Annotated in this window: 14 protein-coding genes and 1 riboswitch; of the genes, 4 read left to right on the forward strand and 10 right to left on the reverse strand. The window is 66.8% G+C overall.

The genetic code is table 11. The features are described from left to right. Nucleotides 1-421 precede the first annotated feature (421 nt). Nucleotides 422-600: riboswitch (cobalamin riboswitch) on the forward strand. Between the two features lie 131 nt (nt 601-731). The 4 genes from ACQRCJ_RS07835 (at nt 732) to cobI (ending at nt 4,785) form a co-directional block, all read left to right on the forward strand. Further along, complete coding sequence (locus ACQRCJ_RS07835) at nt 732-1,799, forward strand: FecCD family ABC transporter permease (protein ID WP_427799595.1); 1,068 nt, start codon at nt 732-734, stop codon at nt 1,797-1,799. Continuing rightward, on the forward strand, nt 1,799-2,608 hold the full coding sequence (locus ACQRCJ_RS07840; RefSeq protein WP_289616875.1) for an ABC transporter ATP-binding protein: 810 nt from the start codon (nt 1,799-1,801) through the stop codon (nt 2,606-2,608). Before ACQRCJ_RS07835 ends, ACQRCJ_RS07840 begins: the two co-directional genes overlap by 1 nt. Next, nucleotides 2,598-3,539, forward strand: coding sequence for an ABC transporter substrate-binding protein (locus ACQRCJ_RS07845; protein WP_427799596.1), 942 nt, complete (start codon nt 2,598-2,600; stop codon nt 3,537-3,539). The genes ACQRCJ_RS07840 and ACQRCJ_RS07845 overlap by 11 nt, the downstream gene beginning before the upstream one ends. Before the next feature lie 538 nt (nt 3,540-4,077). Continuing rightward, entirely contained in the window at nt 4,078-4,785 is a 708-nt protein-coding gene (cobI, locus tag ACQRCJ_RS07850; RefSeq protein ID WP_168934824.1) for a precorrin-2 C(20)-methyltransferase, read from the forward strand. A gap of 266 nt (nt 4,786-5,051) precedes the next feature. Here cobI and hypE read toward each other — a convergent pair whose 3' ends face one another. From hypE to nadC, 10 genes are all read right to left on the reverse strand, one after another. Then, on the reverse strand, nt 5,052-6,059 hold the full coding sequence (gene hypE / locus ACQRCJ_RS07855) for a hydrogenase expression/formation protein HypE (protein ID WP_168934825.1): 1,008 nt from the start codon (nt 6,057-6,059) through the stop codon (nt 5,052-5,054). A 152-nt stretch (nt 6,060-6,211) separates the two neighbouring features. Next, on the reverse strand, nt 6,212-7,303 hold the full coding sequence (hypD, locus tag ACQRCJ_RS07860) for a hydrogenase formation protein HypD (RefSeq protein WP_204625326.1): 1,092 nt from the start codon (nt 7,301-7,303) through the stop codon (nt 6,212-6,214). A 12-nt stretch (nt 7,304-7,315) separates the two neighbouring features. Continuing rightward, nucleotides 7,316-8,368 (reverse strand): N-acetyl-gamma-glutamyl-phosphate reductase, encoded by a 1,053-nt coding sequence (gene argC / locus ACQRCJ_RS07865; RefSeq protein WP_168934827.1) that lies wholly within the window; start codon nt 8,366-8,368, stop codon nt 7,316-7,318. Between the two features lie 11 nt (nt 8,369-8,379). Continuing rightward, nucleotides 8,380-8,676: a DUF1844 domain-containing protein gene (locus ACQRCJ_RS07870; RefSeq protein WP_204625325.1), complete on the reverse strand. Its 297-nt coding sequence runs from the start codon at nt 8,674-8,676 to the stop codon at nt 8,380-8,382. Between the two features lie 82 nt (nt 8,677-8,758). Next, entirely contained in the window at nt 8,759-9,946 is a 1,188-nt protein-coding gene (locus ACQRCJ_RS07875) for a pyridoxal-phosphate-dependent aminotransferase family protein (protein WP_168934828.1), read from the reverse strand. 21 nt (nt 9,947-9,967) lie between these two features. Further along, nucleotides 9,968-11,161 carry a class I SAM-dependent rRNA methyltransferase gene (locus ACQRCJ_RS07880; protein ID WP_168934829.1) on the reverse strand — a complete coding sequence of 398 codons (1,194 nt, stop codon included), beginning with the start codon at nt 11,159-11,161 and terminating at the stop codon, nt 9,968-9,970. Between the two features lie 264 nt (nt 11,162-11,425). Continuing rightward, nucleotides 11,426-12,967 carry a hypothetical protein gene (locus ACQRCJ_RS07885; protein WP_303955858.1) on the reverse strand — a complete coding sequence of 514 codons (1,542 nt, stop codon included), beginning with the start codon at nt 12,965-12,967 and terminating at the stop codon, nt 11,426-11,428. Between the two features lie 168 nt (nt 12,968-13,135). Beyond that, nucleotides 13,136-14,734: an L-aspartate oxidase gene (gene nadB / locus ACQRCJ_RS07890; RefSeq protein ID WP_168934831.1), complete on the reverse strand. Its 1,599-nt coding sequence runs from the start codon at nt 14,732-14,734 to the stop codon at nt 13,136-13,138. Between the two features lie 21 nt (nt 14,735-14,755). Next, the gene (gene nadA / locus ACQRCJ_RS07895; RefSeq protein WP_427799597.1) at nt 14,756-15,826 is read right to left on the reverse strand and encodes a quinolinate synthase NadA; all 1,071 of its coding nucleotides are present in this window, start codon (nt 15,824-15,826) and stop codon (nt 14,756-14,758) included. 23 nt (nt 15,827-15,849) lie between these two features. Continuing rightward, nucleotides 15,850-16,722 (reverse strand): carboxylating nicotinate-nucleotide diphosphorylase, encoded by an 873-nt coding sequence (gene nadC, locus ACQRCJ_RS07900; protein ID WP_168934833.1) that lies wholly within the window; start codon nt 16,720-16,722, stop codon nt 15,850-15,852. Nucleotides 16,723-16,811 lie beyond the last annotated feature (89 nt).

Here is a 16,811-nt window from a genome sequence, read left to right on the forward strand (position 1 = left end):
TAGTAAAATGCAGGGTGTGAAGGGCATGGTCTTTTCGTGCCGTCTTTATTCTCCGGCATGAGAGCCGTCGGGGAGAGCACACTGCCCCTGCGAGACTGTAGCGCGAGATGGCAAGGGCAGCCTTTGGCCTGTCTTTTTTGTGTGCCGGGGACGACGGGCGCCCACAGTCCCGGTTGCCGTGATGCTGCGTGTTGAGGAAAAGACTTTTTTAGCGCGGGGAGCCGCTGCGGCACGGGATTTGGCCACAGCCCGCCAGGCAAGACCACCGTCCGCGCTGTACTGCCGGGTATCGTCCCGGCCCTGCGGGAAGCGCCTGTCGCGAAGCTGAGGACATCGGCAGCAGCCACAAGCGGTCTTTACTAGGCCTGTCTGCCGCATCTCCCTCTTTCCGTCACACGTTGACAAGCCGCAGCTCCCTGCCTAGAGTAGCGCGTCCATGGTCGCCGGAACCTGCCGGCGTCAAAAGGGAATCCCGTGAGAATCGGGAGCGGACCCGCCGCCGTAAGGCCCGCATACCAGCTTCCTTCATGTGCCACTGGCAACGGGAAGGCCGGAAGCCGGGGGCCGAGCCGGAATACCTGCCGTGGACCGTGGCCGCTGGCCGCGACCGGTATCGGCACGGGTCTTGCCGAGGGGAGCAAGGGAATACGGGCCTCTTCCATTGGTGGAAGGGGCTTTTTTTGTTTCCGGGCCAGTGTGCCCGGCTACTGATGGCCATGACAGGACGGACCATGCCGGAGAACACCCCCACTGCCAAGGATGCCCGGAGCGCGCGCCGCTGGTGCTGCTGCGTGCTGCTGGCCATCCTCTGGTGTGCTTCGTTGCCGCTGGCCTGTCTGCCCGGGCCCGTGCCTGTGGCTGTGGCCGATGTCTGGCAGGCGCTGGGGGCCGTGGTGGGTCTGTGCCCCCCGGCGGACGGCAGCGTGCAGCTGGTGGTGGGACAGATCCGTCTGGCCCGCGTGCTGCTGGGCCTGCTGTGCGGCGGTGCGCTGGCCGTGGCCGGTGTGGCCCTGCAGGGCGTGCTGCGCAATCCGCTGGCGGACCCCTTCACCCTGGGCATCTCCGCCGGAGCTGCCTGCGGCGCCAGCATGGCCATCGCACTGGGCGGTAACCTGGGCATCTGGGCCGGAGGCCTTGCCGTAGGCCTTTCCGCGGCGGCCACGGTCTCCCTGGCGGCCCTGCTGGGCTCTCTGCTGGCCCTGGGCGGCGCGCTCTGGCTGGGCAGCGGGCAGGGGAGCTTTAGGCGCGAGACGGTCATCCTGGCTGGTATCGCCGTGGCGGCCTTTCTGGGTGCCGTGGTGGCCCTGGTCAAAGCCCTCAACGAAGAATCCGTCACCAGCATCGTTTTTTGGATCATGGGCAGCCTGCAAGGCCGTGGCTGGGACAGCGTTCCGCTCCTGCTGGCCACCTTGCTGCCGGGGCTGCTGGTGGTGCTGCCGGGCTGGCGCAAGCTGGATATGCTGGCCCTTGGCGATGAACAGGCCGCGCATCTGGGCCTTGCCGTGGGCCGCACACGCTTCTGGCTGCTGGCCGGCGCCAGCTGCATGACGGCCGGTTGCGTGGCCGTGGCCGGGGTCATCGGCTTCGTGGGCCTGGTGGTGCCGCATGTCCTGCGCATGCTGCTGGGCAGCGCGCATGGCCCCTTGCTGTACGGCGCGTTCCTAGGCGGCGGCATCCTTCTGGTCTGGGCGGACGTGCTGGCCCGCTGTGTGCTTTCCGGTGGGCAGGAATTGCCCGTGGGCGTGGTGACGGCCCTGCTGGGCGGTCCCTTTTTCGCTTTTCTGGTGCGGAGGCGCTGATGCTGCGGGCAGAAGGCATCCGGGCGGCCTACGGCACGGACGAGATATTGCACGGCGTGGACATCGACCTCCATCCCGGAGAGGCCGTGGCCCTGCTGGGGCCCAACGGCAGCGGCAAGACCACGCTGCTGCGGGTTCTGGCGGGCAGCCTGATGCCGACGGCGGGCATGGTGCAGGTACAAGGCGCGGACATCCGCCGTCTTTCCCCCCGGGAGCGGGCCCGCCGGGTGGCCGTACTTTCCCAGCGCAGTGCTGCACCGCAGGGCATGACCGCCCTGCAGATGGTCCTGTTGGGCCGCTATCCCTGGCTGGGCTGGTGGGGCAGCTACAGCGCCGAAGACCGGCGCATCGCCCACGAGGCCCTGGAGGAGACCGGTGCCTTGCCGCTGGCCGGGCGGCAGGTGAGCGAGCTTTCCGGCGGTGAATTGCAGCGTGTGGCCCTGGCCCGGACGCTGGCCCAGCAAAGCCCCGTGCTGCTGCTGGACGAGCTGGCCGCCGGCCTGGATCTGGCCCGGATGCTGGAACTTTTCGACCTCTTGGAGCGCCGTCGCCGGGCAGGTGCCGCGCTGCTACTGGTGATGCATGACTGCAATCTGGCGGCCCAGTATGCCACCCGCCTGCTGGGCCTGCGCGAGGGCCGTGTGTTGTTCGACGGCCCGGTGCGCCGCTGCTTCACGGCGGAGAACCTGCGCGCTCTCTATGCCGTGGACTTGCATATCGTCCCGCATCCCCGCAACGGTCTGCCCCAGGCCCTGCCCCTGCGGCCTCGTGGCCCTGAATACCGGGAGGACTCTCCGCATGAAGCCTGATCTTTGTCGTCTGGGGCAGCGCATTGCCGCTTGGGGCTTTCGTCCTGGCCTGTGGCTGGGGCTCTGCCTCTGCCTGTTCTGCTGCTCCGTACTGCCTGCCCGGGCACTGGAGCTGGTGGACAGCCGGGGCGTGACCGTGCGCCTGGAACGGCCCGCACAGCGGATCATCGCCCTGTACGGCGCGTTCAACGAGATACTGCTGGCGCTGGACGCCCGCGAGACCCTCGTGGCCCGCACGGCGGCCGATGCGGCCATCCCCGGCCTGCAAGACCTGCCTGCCGTGGGTACGCACATGCGTCCCAATGCGGAGCTGGTGGCGGCCCGGCAGCCTGATGTGGTGCTGCAACTGGCCGGGCGGCAGGAAGTGCTGACCCAGACCGAGGCCCTGGAAGCCGTGGGCATCCCGGTGCTGGTCTACGAGATGCAGTCCTTTGAACAGCTTTTTGCCGTGACCCGCGCTCTGGGGCGGCTCACCGGACGCGAGACGCGCGCCGAAGCCCTGGTGGCGGACTGGCAGCGGCGTCTGGCGGTCCTGGAGCAGCGCTATGCGGGGCAGCCGCCTGTGCGCGTGTTCTATGAGGTGCGCTATCCCAACCTGCTGGCTGCCGGACGCGCCAGCATCGTGGACGAGATCATCCGCCATGCCGGTGGCCGCAATGTGCTGGACGCGCCGCAAAAGCTGGTGCGTTGCAACGAAGAGATGCTGGTGGCGCTGGACCCGGAAGCCTACATCCTGCAACAGGGGCCCATGAACCCCGCGCCGCAGGCTCCGGCGGAGCGTCCGCATTACCGGGGCCTCAGTGCCGTGCGCTCCGGGCGCGTGCTGCTGGTAGACGAGCATCTGTTCGCCCGTCCCGGTCCCCGTTCCGTGGAGGCCGCCGAACGGCTGGCCCGCTGGCTGCATGGCGAGGAGCAGGGCAGCGGGGAGTGAGCCGGGTATTTTGTTGAGGGGGGAAGGCCCCTTTGGCCAGAGCTCAAAGGGGCCTTCCCCCCTCAAACTCCCCCCATCCTCCAAAAGCTCTTTTTTCTGGTCTGTGGAAGGCAACGGGGGTGCGCCGGGCGTTGCCGTGCCGTCGGTCTCCGTGAGGAGAGGGCAGGGGCTGATCGGGGCTGCGGTCTCAGGACAGCAAACGCTGCTCTCCGCGAGGAGAGGCAAAAAGGCGGAGGGGCGGTCTCCAGGAGAAGGGGATGGAGGGCGATGTATCTCAGTCTCCGGGGAGAAATCCAGGACGGCGGCAAGCCTTCTGGGACCAGACAGCTGGATTCTGGGGAGCGAGGCGGGCCGGATTTTTGAGGGGCTGTATCACGGACAGGCATTTTTTTGCCGGACGGTATGCCGCCTTTGAAGGGAGAAACGATGGAGCGTTGCCATGCTCTCATGCAATGGCGGCCGGCCCCGTTTGTCCTTGTGGAGAGATGAAAGAAACAGTCTGTAACCGGGCATGAGCCCGCAACGATACGAGATGACCATGACAGGAACCCTGTACGCTGTGGGCGTGGGCCCCGGCGCTCCCGATCTGCTGACCCTGCGTGCCGTGGAGGCCCTGCGCCGGGTGGACGTGATCCTGGCGGCGGCCTCGCCGCGCAACGACTATTCACGGGCGCTGGAAACGGCCCGTCCCCATCTGCGCCCGGACGTGCGCCTGCAGCGGCTGGAATTCCCCATGACGCACGACAAGGCCACCTTGCGCGCGGCCTGGGAAAAGGCGGCGGGCATCACGCGCGACGTGCTGCGCGGCGGCGAGAACGCGGCCTTCCTGACCATCGGCGACCCCCTGGTCTACAGCACGTTCGGCTATCTGCTGAAAACGCTCCGGCAACTGGATGATTCGTTGCCGGTGGAGATCATACCGGGCATCACGTCGTTCCAGGCGGCGGCCGCGCGTACCCGCACCATTTTGTGCGAGAGCCACGAGACCCTGTGCATCATCCCCGGTATCCGTGACGAAGAGAGCCTGACCCAAACGCTGGAGCAGGCCGACTCCGCCGTCATCCTCAAGGCTTATCGCAACTTCCCGGCCATCGTGTCATCCTTGCGCCGTAGCGGGCGCCTTGAGAGCGGCCTTATGGCCAGCCATGTGGAGCAGCCCGAAGAGCGTCTGGCTCCCGTGACCACGGTGGCTGCCGAAGAGGGGACCCCACCGTACATGTCCCTGATCTTGAGCCGTAAAAAATAACCTCTCCCAGCCCCATGCACACAAAAAAAGGACGCCCTCTGGCGTCCTTTTTTCGTCATCTGTCCCCAACGACCATACGGCCTTCAGCCGGAGACCTCTCCCGGTACGGGCACGAAGTCCCTTCCCGTTGGTCAGCGACGGGGACCGGCCATCCGGACCGGAGCAAAGTTTTTTGGAAGGGAGGGGGTACGGGGGAGGGAGAACCTTTTGTTCACAAAAGGTTTCCTTCCCCCGCATCCTGCTTTCTTCTCCTCCCAATAGTTTGCCTAACAGATGCGCGGCAGCTGGGCGCCTTCGAGCATGCCCAGCAGGCGCTGGCCGCCGATGCGGGTACGCAGGCGCACCTGGCCGGGCTTGCCGTCCTCGGCCACGCGGCCGATGATGGCGGCTTCCTTACCGTAGGGGCTGGCCTGCATGGCGCGCAGGGCGGCTTCGGCCCTGTCCTGGGGCAGGATACAGATGCACTTGCCCTCATTGGCCAGATAGAGCGGATCGAGACCGAGGAAGGAACAGCCGTTGCGCACGCTCTCGTGCACGGGCAGCAGGCTTTCTTCGATGTCGATGCAGACGGAAGACTGTTCGGCGATCTCGTTGAGGGTGGTGGCCAGACCGCCGCGGGTGGGGTCGCGCAGGACGTGGACCTCGCCGCAGGCGGTGATGATGTCGGCGATCATGTGGTTGAGGGGCGCGGAGTCCGAGGCCACGTCGGTGAGGAAGGACAGGCCTTCGCGGCTGCCCATGACGGTGAGGCCGTGATCGCCCAGAGCGCCGCTGACCAGCACGGCGTCGCCGGGACGGGCGGCATGGCCGGAGGGCACGGGGGAGGCGAAGATCTCGCCCACGCCGGTGGTGTTGATGAAGATCTTGTCGCACATGCCGCGCGGCACCACCTTGGTGTCACCGGTGACGATGTGCACGCCGGCGGTCTGCGCGGCCGCGGCCATGTCGGCCACCACGCGGTCGAGGATGGAGAGCTCCAGACCTTCCTCGATGATGCAGGCGCAGCTCAGGTAGCGGGGCCGGGCGCCCAGCATGGCCACGTCGTTGACCGTGCCGTGCACGGCCAGGGTGCCGATGCTGCCCCCGGCGAAAAAGAGGGGCGTGACGGTGTAGGAGTCCGTGCTCATGGCCAGCGGGCCCTTGATGTCCAGCAGGGCGGCGTCGTCCATGCGGTCTAGCAGGGGGTTGGAGAAATGGCGCATGAAGCACTGGGAGATGAGCCGTTGCGAGGCGCGTCCGCCGCTGCCTGCATCCAGCAGAATGCGATCGTCCATGATGATCCCGGGAGTCTTGGGGTTACGGCCGGGCGTCGCTGCGGCGCGGGCCGGAGAAAACGGGGAAGGTGCCCCTTCCCCGTAGGATGCTGCGGCTGTCCATGCCGGCGTTCAGGATGTGCGCGGCATGGGCAACCGGAGAGATCCCGCTCCTATGTCATATACTTGAAGTAGGCCGCGCAGCTGCCTTCGGTGGAGACCATGCAGGGTCCCACGGGGCTGGCCGGGGTACAGGCCTTGCCGAACAGGGGGCATTGCGGCGGCGTGATGCGTCCCTTGAGCACCTGCCCGCAGCGGCAGCCCGGCAGGGGCGGCACGTCCGGCAGGGTGATGTCGAGGCGCTTCATGGCATCGAAGCGCTCATAGGCGGGCCGCAGGGCCAGACCGCTGTTCGGGATGGGGCCCAGGCCGCGCCACAGGGCGTCGGACGGCATGAAGTAGGTCTCCAGCAGGGCGCGGGCGCGGGGATTGCCCTGGTCGCTGACGGCGCGCTGGTAGGCATTGACCACGGCCGGGGCGTCATCGCGGCGTTGTTCGGCCATGATGCAGAGGGCCTGCAGGATGTCCACGGGCTCGAAGCCGCCCACCACGGCGGGGACGCGGTATTCCGAGGCCAGGAAGCCGTAGGGCTCCAGACCGAGGATGGTGGAGACGTGCCCCGGCAGCAAAAAGGCCTGGACACCGCAGCCGTCCTTGTCGTCCAGCAGGGCGCGCAGCACGGGCGGCACCAGCTTGTGCAGGGAAAGCACGCAGAAATTGTCCAGCTTGCGCTGCTCGGCCATCATGAGGGTGGCGGCCACGGTGGGCGCGGTGGTCTCGAAGCCGATGCCCAGGAAGACCACGGTGTCACCGGGGTTGGCGGCGGCGATGTTCAGGGCGTCCAGCGGAGAGTAGACGATCTCGATGCGGGCCCCCTGGGCCTGGGCGTGCTTGAGGCTGCGGCCGCCGGGGCCGGGCACGCGCAGCAGGTCGCCGAAGGTGGCGATGATGACGCCGTCACGACCGGCCAGATCGAGGAAGGCGGCCACTTCGGCGTCGTGGGTGACGCAGACGGGGCAGCCCGGCCCGGACAGGTGCGTGACTTCCTTGGGCAGCAGGGAACGCAGGCCGCTCTGGAAGATGGACACGGTGTGCGTGCCGCAGACTTCCATGAAGCGCAGCTCGCGGCCGTCCAGGGCCGTTTGCAGGCGGTCCAGCAGGGCGCGGCAGAGCGCGGGGTCCTGATAGGGAGAGCTCAGGGACATGGCAGGCCTCGGCTAGGGCAGCATGGGCGCGGCGTTGAGGCCGCAGTCCACGGGCAGGCCGCACATGAGGTTGGCATTGGCCAGGGCCTGGCCGGAGGCGCCGCGGCAGAGGTTGTCGATGGCCGAGACCACGATGAGGCGGTTGGTACGCGGGTCCACCACCAGGCCGAGGTCGCAGAACATGCTGCCGCGCACGAAGCGGGTCTCGGGCAGCTTGCCCTTGGGCAGCACGCGGACCCAGGGGCTCTGGGCCCAGGTCTCGCAGTAGGCGGCGTGGACTTCGTCCAGGGTGGTGCCGGGCTTGCGCAGGGTGGTGTAGATGGTGGACAGGATGCCGCGCACCATGGGCACCAGATGCGGGTTGAAGGAGACGCGCACGTCGCAACCGGCGGCGCGGCTGTATTCCTGCTCGATCTCGGGGGTATGGCGGTGCTTGCCCAGACCGTAGGCGCGGAAGGTGTCGTAGACTTCGCAGAACAGGGAGGGCACCACGGGCTTGCGGCCCGCGCCGGAGGTACCGGACTTGGAGTCGATGACGATGTTGTCCGGCGAGATCAGGCCATGCTTGAAGGCGGCGTACAGGCCCAGGATGGCCGACGAGGGATAGCAGCCGGGGTTGGCCACCAGGCGGGCCTTGGCGGTCTCGGCGGCGTAGAGCTCGGGCAGGCCGTAGACGGCCTCGGGCAGCAGCTCGCGGCGGGTGTGGGGCACATACCAGTCTTCATAGACATTGACGTCACGCAGGCGGAAGTCGGCGGAAAGGTCGATGACGCGGGTCCCGGCCTCCAGCAGTTCGCCGGCCATCTCCATGGCCTTGCCGTGGGGCACGGCCAGGAAGACCAGGTCGCAGCGGCGGGCGGCTTCCTTGGCATCGAAGATGCTGATGACCACGTCAGAACCGGGCAGGCCTTCGAGGAAGGGATAGAACTCGCCCAGGCGCAGGCCGGATTCGGTACGGGAACAGGCCATCTCCAGTTTCATGCGGGGGTGGCTGGCCAGCAGCCGGGCCAGTTCCATGCCGGTGTACCCGGTGACGCCCACAAGACCCACTTTGAATATCTTCATCTCCCTCTCCTTTATTTGCTGTCCGGGCCGCATTTGATGACGTATTTCATGCGCAATTCGTAAAGGATGCTCTCCAGCATCTTGCGCTCCTGTTCGTCCAGCCCCTTGGTGGTCTTTTCATGCAGCATCTCCAGCATGCTGATGCTGTGCCGGGCAAGTTCCGGCTGCTGGCCGGTCTGGCCGGTCTCGGGGTCGGCCACCTCGCCCAGATGCACGAGGGCGGCGGACGCCAGGGAAAGGACGAAGGTGGAGAAGGTCACTTCCGGCAGGGGGCCCTTGCCGCCGCAGCCGCATTGGTTCTGACTCATGCTGTTCTCCTGCTGATGCGCTCCGGGGGCCGTCCGGCAGCCCCGAAAGCGGTGCGGCCGCCGCAGCGGCCGCTGCTGTGATCTAGCGGACGGCGGGGCAGCTCACGGGCGTGCCGGGCGTCACTTCGAGGGCGGCACGGTACACGGCCAGGCCCTGTTCGAGGTAGTTGCGCGCGCCGATGTAGCCGCCGGCGTCCACGATGCTGCGTTCCAGGGCGTAGAGGCCCGCGGCCACGTCGGCCCAGTCCACCCAGCCCATGTGGCCGATGCGCACGATGCGGCCCTTGAGCTGGTCCTGCCCGCCGGCCATGTAGATGCCGTGCTTTTCGGCAGCCAGGCGCAGGACCTCATTGCCGTCCACGCCTTCGGGCAGCAGCACGCTGGTGATGCCCCAGGCGAAGTCATCGGGCGCCAGCAGTTCCAGGCCCATGGCCTTGACGGCGGCACGGGTGAACATGGTCAGGGCCCACTGCTTGCGGTAGACGGCATCCAGACCGCCGGCCAGCAGCATCTTCAGGCTCACGTCCAGGCCCACGATGAGGTTCACGGGCGTGGTGAAACGGGTCTGGTTCTTGAGCACGTTGTCGCGTTCGCGGCACAGGTCGAAATAGAAGCAGCCGGTACCGGTCTTTTCGGCCTTGTCCCAGGCGCGGGCGGAAAGGGCCAGCAGGGCCAGGCCGGGGGGCAGCATCAGGCCTTTCTGGGAGCCGGTGACCAGGCAGTCCACGCCCCACTGGTCCATGGGGCAGGGAGAGAGGCTGACACCGGAGATGCCGTCCACCACGCAGAGCACGTTGCGGGTGCGGGTGATGGCCGCCACCTCGCGCACGGGATGGAGCACGCCGGTGGAGGTCTCGGACATCTGGATCAGCACGCCGCGGATGTCGGGATCGGCGTCCAGGGCGGCGGCCACGTCCCCGGCCTTGACGGCCTGTCCCCAGGGGGCGGACAGCACGGTGCATTCCAGACCGCGGGAGCGGGCGATCTCCACCCAGCGCTCGCCGAACTTGCCGGCTTCGGCCACCAGCACTTTCTCACCGGGGGCGAACAGGTTGTAGACGGCGGCGGTCATGGCGCCGCTACCGGAGCAGGACAGGGGCAGGACGGGCTGCGTGGTGCCGAAAAGCTCGCGCAGGTGGCCCTGTACGCGCTGCATGATTTCCTTGAACTGGCCCTTGCGGTGGTGGATCATGTCCTGGGCCAGAGCAAGGCGGACTTCTTCGGGCAGGGGCGTGGGGCCGGGGGTCAGGAGGCGTTTTTTGTTGAGCATGATGCGTCCTTTATGCGCCGCTTACGGCAGCAGATGCGCGATGAAACATTTGAGATAGGCTGTCTCGGGCATGGCAGCATGCACGGGATGGTCCGCACCCTGTCCGCCCGCATAGAGGATGCGGGCCTGCCACTTGCGGCGGGCGGCGGCCTGCTGCACGCAGGAACGCAGGGACTCGGCGGGCAGGTGGTGTGAACAGGAACAGCTTACAAAGACACCGCCCGGCGTCAAGAGCTGCATGGCCAGGGCATTGATCTTGCGGTAGGCGGCCAGGCCTTGGGCAAAGTCCTTGCGGCGCTTGATGAAGGCGGGCGGATCCAGGCAGATGAGCGAGAAGCGGCGGCCCTGGGCGTCCAGCTCGGCCAGACGTTCGAAGGCATCGCCGCACAGGCCTTCGATGGCCTTGGTGCGGGCCAGTTCGGGCGCGTTGCGGGCCGCGTTCTCCGTGGCCAGGGCCAGGGCCTGCGGCGAGGCGTCCAGGAAGGTCACGGAACGGGCACCGGCAGCGGCGGCCGTCCCGCCGAAGCCGCCGGCGTAGCAGAAGATGTCCAGCACGTCGGCGCCTGCGGCGTAGCGGGCGGCCTCGCGGCGGTTGCGGCGCTGGTCATAGAACCAGCCGGTCTTCTGGCCGCCCTGCAGGGGGGCCCGGAAGATGCAGCCGTTTTCTGGCACTTCCAGCACGTCGGGCACCGGGCCCTCGCTCTCGTTCTCGCGGGGCAGGCCTTCCAGCGAACGGGCGGCGATATCATTGTCCCAAAGGATGGAGCGGGGCTGCAAAAGTTCGCCCAGCACTTCGCGCAGTTCTTCCTTGCGGGCTTCCATGCCCCAGGTGCCGACCTGCACGGTGAGGTGGTCGCCGAAACGGTCCATGACCAGGCCGGGCAGCAGATCGCCCTCGCCGTGGCACAGGCGGTACCAGGGCTGGTTGTAGAGGCGCTGGCGCAGGCCCAGGGCGCTTTGCAGACGCTGGCGCAGCAGGTCCGCGTCCAGGGGCAGGTCGGCCTTGCGGCTGTAGAGGCGGGCGCAGATGAGCGAATGCGGGTTGACGAAGACGCTGCCCAGCACGGCCCCGCGCGCGTCGCGCAGGGTGGCGTTCTCGCCGGGCTCAAAGTCGGGCAGGGGACTTTTGGCGCTGTCTATCTCGTTGCTGAAAATCCACAGGTGGCCGGCACGGATGCGGCGGTCTTCCCCTTTTTTCAGCCAAAGTGTCTTCATGGTAACTCCCGATGGGCAAAAAAGTTTGGCAGCGCGGGCAGGAGGCATCCTGTCCGATGCCGCACAGATGACTATGGCTGAAAAATGGATTTTTCGCCAGCACCATGATGCCCCCGAGCCCTGCGGGAGGGAGCGCCTTGCCGGCACCGGACGATCCTGCGCCTTCTGCTGCAGTGACGAAAAAAAGAACGCTCCCCGAAGGGAGCGTTCCTGTCAGTCAGGGCAGGGCCCAGGGAGCGGCGGGCCCCTGCGGCCGGTGAGGGCCTAGCGGGCCATAAGGGCCTTCATCTGCTCCGGCAGGGACTTTTCACCGGGCGTTGCCGTGATCGCCAGCATGCGGCCCAGGGCGGCGGGATCGAGGAACTGGATCCAGGGCATGAGCTGGGCCGGGTCCTCGCTGCGGATGGACAGGCTGCCGGGGCGGGCCAGGAAGGTCTGGATGGCTTCCGCATCAGCGGGATCACCGAGGTCTCTGCTCAAAGAGGCGCCCAGCAGGGGCATCATGGCTTCCATGGCCTCGGGACGGGGATCGATATTGTAGGCCAGGACAGCCGTCAGACCATGATCGTGCAGATCCAGCGACAGGTCGGAGACGGCGGCATCCATCATGCTCGGGTCTTCACTGAAGAAGTCGTAGGCATAGTCCAGATCGGCCAGGCCTTCCAGGCTCAGGCGGCCCGTCTGGCGCAGGAGGTCCTTACCGGCAGCGCCCGTCTTTCCCAGGGTATCGTCCTGCCACTTGAGGGCGATGCGCTCCTTGCCCGGGATGGCGAACATCTCGCGGAAGGGCCTGGTGGAAAAGTCGCAGGTCAGGCTGCTCTTGAAATGATGGGGGGCGAGCCCCAGCCAGTCGAACTGCATATCGCTGGCATGGAACAGGTTCTCGTTCGTCCTGCCGGGCGATTCGATAATGTCGACATCCCTGATGGCCAGCTGACCGAAGAGGGGCCGGGTCATCATCTGCTTGCCGGCGGCATCCTTCCGGGGCCGCGCGGCTTCCAGGATCAGGGCTTCGAGCTGGGGTTCGAATGCCTCGACGGAGAGATCGTCGGCACGGCGGACTAGGCTGAGGAAACGCCCGAACCAGTCAGCGTCGGGCAGGAAGATGTCGCGGATCTCCAGCTTGCCCATCTTGAACGCGCCTTCGGACCGGATGATGACCTCGGTGGCATCCATAGTCATCCGCTTCCAGGTACGGCGGTTCACGCCTTCGATGCTGACGGCGGCGACGGAGATCTGCATCGGCGTTTCGGGGGCCGTGCTGCTGATGTGGACGGGCCCGTAGGTGACCTTCTCCGCGATGATGGAGATCATGAATTCACCCTCGGGCACCTGCTGCCCGTTCAGCAGACGCTTGAGCACAGCGGCGTCCATGGCCACAGGGCCGGAGGTGAGGGCCTCCACCGTGCAGGTCATGGGCTCTCCCGGTATCAAAGATTTCTCGGTAAGATCACGTCCTGTGGCGCTGGAGAACAGGGGCGCGTCCCCTGCGGCGGGCAGGATGCTGTCCCGCAGGAAGGGCACGCAGGCCAGGACGAAGCGGGGGCTGAGCGTCATGGTGGCTTCTTTCAGGACCGTGTCGTACGTGCGCTGGTCGGAGATACGGATGTTGCCGAGTTTCAGGGTGAAGCTCAGGGGATTGATGTCCACCGTATCGATACTGCAGATGGTGGCGTCGGGATTGACATTGCGCAGGGCATCCCGGACGGCCTGTTCCACCAGAGGCTTGCAGGCGAACAATCCCCCCACGACGGCGAGGACACAAATGATGAGTGCGGCCGACAGGCCTTTCGCTGTTTTCGACATGGCAGTAGTTCCTTGGAAAAAAGGATGGATGGCCCCTGTTGAGGGTGGGGCTTTTTTCAAAATAGCCGGGCTTCGGCTGCTTGTACAGAAAAAAAGCCTGGAGGACGCGGAAACGGAAAACGCCGTGGCCCGAAGACCACGGCGCGTTGTCGCTGGGAGGGGGAAAGGCTAGTCCACGCGATGGTGGCAGCCGATGCTGTTCTTGTTGCGCATGGCGGCCTGGGTGATGACGTAGGCCGTCTGGGAGCCGTGGAAAAGATCCACCAGCGGCTTGGAGATACGCGTGCCCTTGTAGAAGTCGTGGATATGGCGCACCAGGTCGCGCATGTCTTCGAAAGCCCGGCGCAGGCGGGCCTTGGAGCGCGAGATGCCCACGTAGTTCCACATAGTGTTGCGGATGTTGGCCCAGTCCTGGGCCACCAGGGCCGGGTCGTCGTGGTGTTCGTTGCCTTCGTGGCGCCAGTCGGGGATGGCGGCCGCCAGGGCGCGGGGGATGGCTTCGCGGCCGGAGGCCGTGATGCGCGCCAGGTGCTGGCCGCAGCTCTGGCCCCAGACGGCGGCTTCCAGCAGGGAAGTGCTGGCCAGACGGTTGGCGCCGTGCAGGCCCGTGCAGGCGCATTCACCGATGGCGTACAGGCCGGGCATGGACGTACGGCCGAAGGTGTCGGTGAGGATGCCGCCGCAGAAGTAGTGGGCCGCGGGCACCACGGGGATGGGCTCCTTGCGGATGTCGATGCCGATCTCAAGGCACTGGTTGAAGACCGTGGGGAAGCGCGTGGGCAGATCCTGCTTGACGCCGCTCACATCAAGGTACAGGCAGGGCACGCCCCGGCGCAGCATCTCTTCCACCATGGCCTGGGCCACCACGTCACGGGGGGCCAGGTCGCCGCGCTTGTCGTGGCGGAGCATGAAGGCCTCGCCGCGGTCGTCCAGCAGACGGGCGCCCTCACCGCGCATGGCCTCGGTGATGAGCGGACGGCGGTAGCTGCGTTCCTCATACAGGGCCGTGGGATGGAACTGCATGAATTCCAGGTTGGCCAGTTCCACACCGGCGCGGAAGGCCATGGAGATGCCCGCCCCCACACAGCCGGGAGCGTTGGTGGAGTGCAGGAAGACCTGCCCCACGCCGCCGGTGGCCAGGACGGTCCAGTCGGCCAGGATGGTCTCGGGCTCGCCGGTCTCGGCATTGAGCACGTAGGCGCCCAGGCAGCGGTTGGTGACGCTGTAGCGGTACTGGGAGTTCTTGGCGTGGTGGTGGGTGGTCAGCAGGTCGATGGCCGAATGGTTGTGCAGGCAGGTGATGCGCGGATGGATCTTCACCTGGGCGGCCAGGCCGTCCATGAGGGCGCGGCCGGAATAGTCGGCCTTGTGGAGGATGCGGTGGGCACCGTGACCGCCTTCGCGGGTGAGGTTGTAGGTGCCGTCCTCGTTGCGGTCAAAATCGACCCCGGCGCGCTCGATGAGCATATTGTCCACGCAGTCGGGGCCCTGACGGCAGAGGAAGCGCACGGCGCGGTTGTTGTTGTAGCGGTGGCCCGCCACGAGGATGTCGTGCTCCAGGGCGCGGGCTTCGGCGTCACGGGGGGTATCTGCGGCCTTGTAGATGATGCCGCCCTGGGCCAGAGGGGTGTTGCCGTCGTCCAGGTCGGGACCGGCGTTGATGAGCAGCACGTCACGCCCGGCATCGGCCAGGGTAAGGGCGGCAGTACAACCGGCGATGCCGGAACCGATGATCAGGATGGTGACGTGACGACGTGTCGAGCTCATCTTGACTCCTTGTTTCTTGCGCTAGCGTTGGGCCGCGCATACCTGGAGCATGCGGGTCAGGGATGCCCGGGCGGGCGCCAGCTGCTCGTCCTGCAATGTCATGATGGGGGCTGTGCCGGCAGCGACGCCTTGCAGGCAGGCCAGCAGGTTTTCTTCGGTGACCTTGGCCATGTCGGGGCAGATGGCGGGCGCCAGAGGCTCGATCCGGCAGCGTCCGGCAAAGCGGTCACGCAGGCGGTGGACGAGGTTGGTCTCCGTGCCGATGATCAGGGTGCCGTCTTCGCCGGCGGCCTTTTCCGCTTCCTTGATGAGGTAGGAGGTGGAGCCGGAGCCGTCGCACAGGCCGATGAGCTCGGGACGGCATTCGGGATGGGCCAGCACGCGGCAGCCGGGATAGGCGGCCCGGGCGGCCTGCACGCTTTCGGGACGCAGGTGGCCGTGGATGGCGCAGCAGCCCGGCCAGAGCAGCAGGCGGCGGCAGGCGGCGGCACTGCCGGGCCGGCGTTCGCTCTCGGCCAGGCCGTTTTTGCCGCTCAGGCGCAGCACGTGCCAGTCATCGGGGCCCAGGCCAAGCTGCAGGCCCGTGTTGCGGCCCAGGTGCTTGTCGGGCATGAAGAGCACGGCGCCGTCGGGCCCGGCTTCTTCCAGGGCCCAGGCCAGCATGGTGCGGGCATTGGCCGAGGTGCAGACAGCCCCGCCGAATTCGCCCACCACGGCCTTGAGGGCCAGGGTGGTGTTCACATAGGCCAGGGGCACGATCTTGCGGCCTGTGGCCTGCAGCTGCAGCAGCACGGTACGGGCGAGCCCGGCCGGCGTCATGAGCGACATCATGCAGTTGGCGTCCCAGGCGGGCATATGCACGCTCTGGCCCGGTTTGGCCAGCAGGGCCGCGGATTCGCCCATGAAGTACACGCCGCAGAACACGATGTGCTCGGCATCGATACCTTCGATGCGGCGGGCCAGTTCCAGGGAGTCCCCGGTCACATCACAATGCCGCACCACATCATCATGCTGGTAATGGTGCCCCATGATGCACAGGCGGTCGCCCAGTCCTTGCTTGATGGCCGTAATGGCGTCGGAGAATCGAGACATGGTTTCCTTTGGGTTGGGGATGATCAGGCGTTGGCCAGGGTCATGCTGAAGTCGGCAGCCACGGCGGAATGCGTCAGGCGGCCCACGGAAATGAAATCGGGATGGCGGGGACCGGTGAGGGCGATGCCGCGGATGGTCTCCAGGGTCACGCCGCCGCTCACTTCGGCCTCGATGTGGGCGGGCACCAGCTCCAGGGCCTGGCCCAGCAGGGGCGCGCCCATGTTGTCCATCATGATGCGGTCGGCCCCGGCGGCCACGGCTTCGCGCACATGGTCGAGGGTGCGGCACTCCACTTCGATGGGCGGGCAGGGGGAGTAGGTCTCACGCAGGCGGGCCACGGCGCGGGTGATGGAACCGGCGGCATCGATGTGGTTGTCCTTGAGCATGAGCATCTCCACCAGGTTCTTGCGGTGGTTGCAGCCGCCACCGGCCTGGACGGCGTATTTTTCGGGCCAGCGCAGGCAGGGCGTGGTCTTGCGGGTATCCAGCAGGCGGACCCCGGTGCCTTCCAGCTCGCGCACATAGCGGGCCGTGAGGTTGGCGATGCCCGAAAGGTGGGTGATGAAATTGAGGATGACCCGCTCGGCCTTGAGCAGGACGATGGCCGGGCCCTCCATGCGGACGACCTCGGTCATGGCCGGGACGGTGGAGGCCTCCTCCACCAGCATCTCCACGTGCGGGTCGGCGCCCATGACCTCGAAGACCTCGTGGATGACGGGCAGGCCCACCACGTGGGTGTCTTCCTTGGCGCGGATGACGGCATGCATGGGCGCGTCAGCGGCAAAAAGGCCTTGGGCGGTCAGGTCGGGGCCGTCCTCATCCAGGGCCAGTTCTATGGAACGACGCAGATAGCGTCGGCCTTCGTCGGAAAAAAACGTGCTCCAGGGTGTGAACATTCTTCTTGTCCCGTCTATGGTGTGCATGGTAAGCCCTGCGTATAAGCACGGCATTACATAGTGATAAATGGCCCGTTGGGGCGCGTCAA

Origin of the sequence: Desulfovibrio sp. SGI.102, from assembly GCF_050314315.1 — a bacterium.
In the GTDB taxonomy this organism is placed as follows: domain Bacteria; phylum Desulfobacterota; class Desulfovibrionia; order Desulfovibrionales; family Desulfovibrionaceae; genus Desulfovibrio.

What these genes read in the sequence shown, in the direction of transcription:
- ACQRCJ_RS07835 (WP_427799595.1), top strand. Translation starts at nt 732, where the DNA reads ATGCCGGAGAACACCCCCACTGCCAAGGATGCCCGGAGCGCGCGCCGC.
- ACQRCJ_RS07840 (WP_289616875.1), top strand. Translation starts at nt 1,799, where the DNA reads ATGCTGCGGGCAGAAGGCATCCGGGCGGCCTACGGCACGGACGAGATA.
- ACQRCJ_RS07845 (WP_427799596.1), top strand. Translation starts at nt 2,598, where the DNA reads ATGAAGCCTGATCTTTGTCGTCTGGGGCAGCGCATTGCCGCTTGGGGC.
- cobI (WP_168934824.1), top strand. Translation starts at nt 4,078, where the DNA reads ATGACAGGAACCCTGTACGCTGTGGGCGTGGGCCCCGGCGCTCCCGAT.
- hypE (WP_168934825.1), bottom strand. Translation starts at nt 6,059, where the DNA reads ATGGACGATCGCATTCTGCTGGATGCAGGCAGCGGCGGACGCGCCTCG.
- hypD (WP_204625326.1), bottom strand. Translation starts at nt 7,303, where the DNA reads ATGTCCCTGAGCTCTCCCTATCAGGACCCCGCGCTCTGCCGCGCCCTG.
- argC (WP_168934827.1), bottom strand. Translation starts at nt 8,368, where the DNA reads ATGAAGATATTCAAAGTGGGTCTTGTGGGCGTCACCGGGTACACCGGC.
- ACQRCJ_RS07870 (WP_204625325.1), bottom strand. Translation starts at nt 8,676, where the DNA reads ATGAGTCAGAACCAATGCGGCTGCGGCGGCAAGGGCCCCCTGCCGGAA.
- ACQRCJ_RS07875 (WP_168934828.1), bottom strand. Translation starts at nt 9,946, where the DNA reads ATGCTCAACAAAAAACGCCTCCTGACCCCCGGCCCCACGCCCCTGCCC.
- ACQRCJ_RS07880 (WP_168934829.1), bottom strand. Translation starts at nt 11,161, where the DNA reads ATGAAGACACTTTGGCTGAAAAAAGGGGAAGACCGCCGCATCCGTGCC.
- ACQRCJ_RS07885 (WP_303955858.1), bottom strand. Translation starts at nt 12,967, where the DNA reads ATGTCGAAAACAGCGAAAGGCCTGTCGGCCGCACTCATCATTTGTGTC.
- nadB (WP_168934831.1), bottom strand. Translation starts at nt 14,734, where the DNA reads ATGAGCTCGACACGTCGTCACGTCACCATCCTGATCATCGGTTCCGGC.
- nadA (WP_427799597.1), bottom strand. Translation starts at nt 15,826, where the DNA reads ATGTCTCGATTCTCCGACGCCATTACGGCCATCAAGCAAGGACTGGGC.
- nadC (WP_168934833.1), bottom strand. Translation starts at nt 16,722, where the DNA reads ATGTTCACACCCTGGAGCACGTTTTTTTCCGACGAAGGCCGACGCTAT.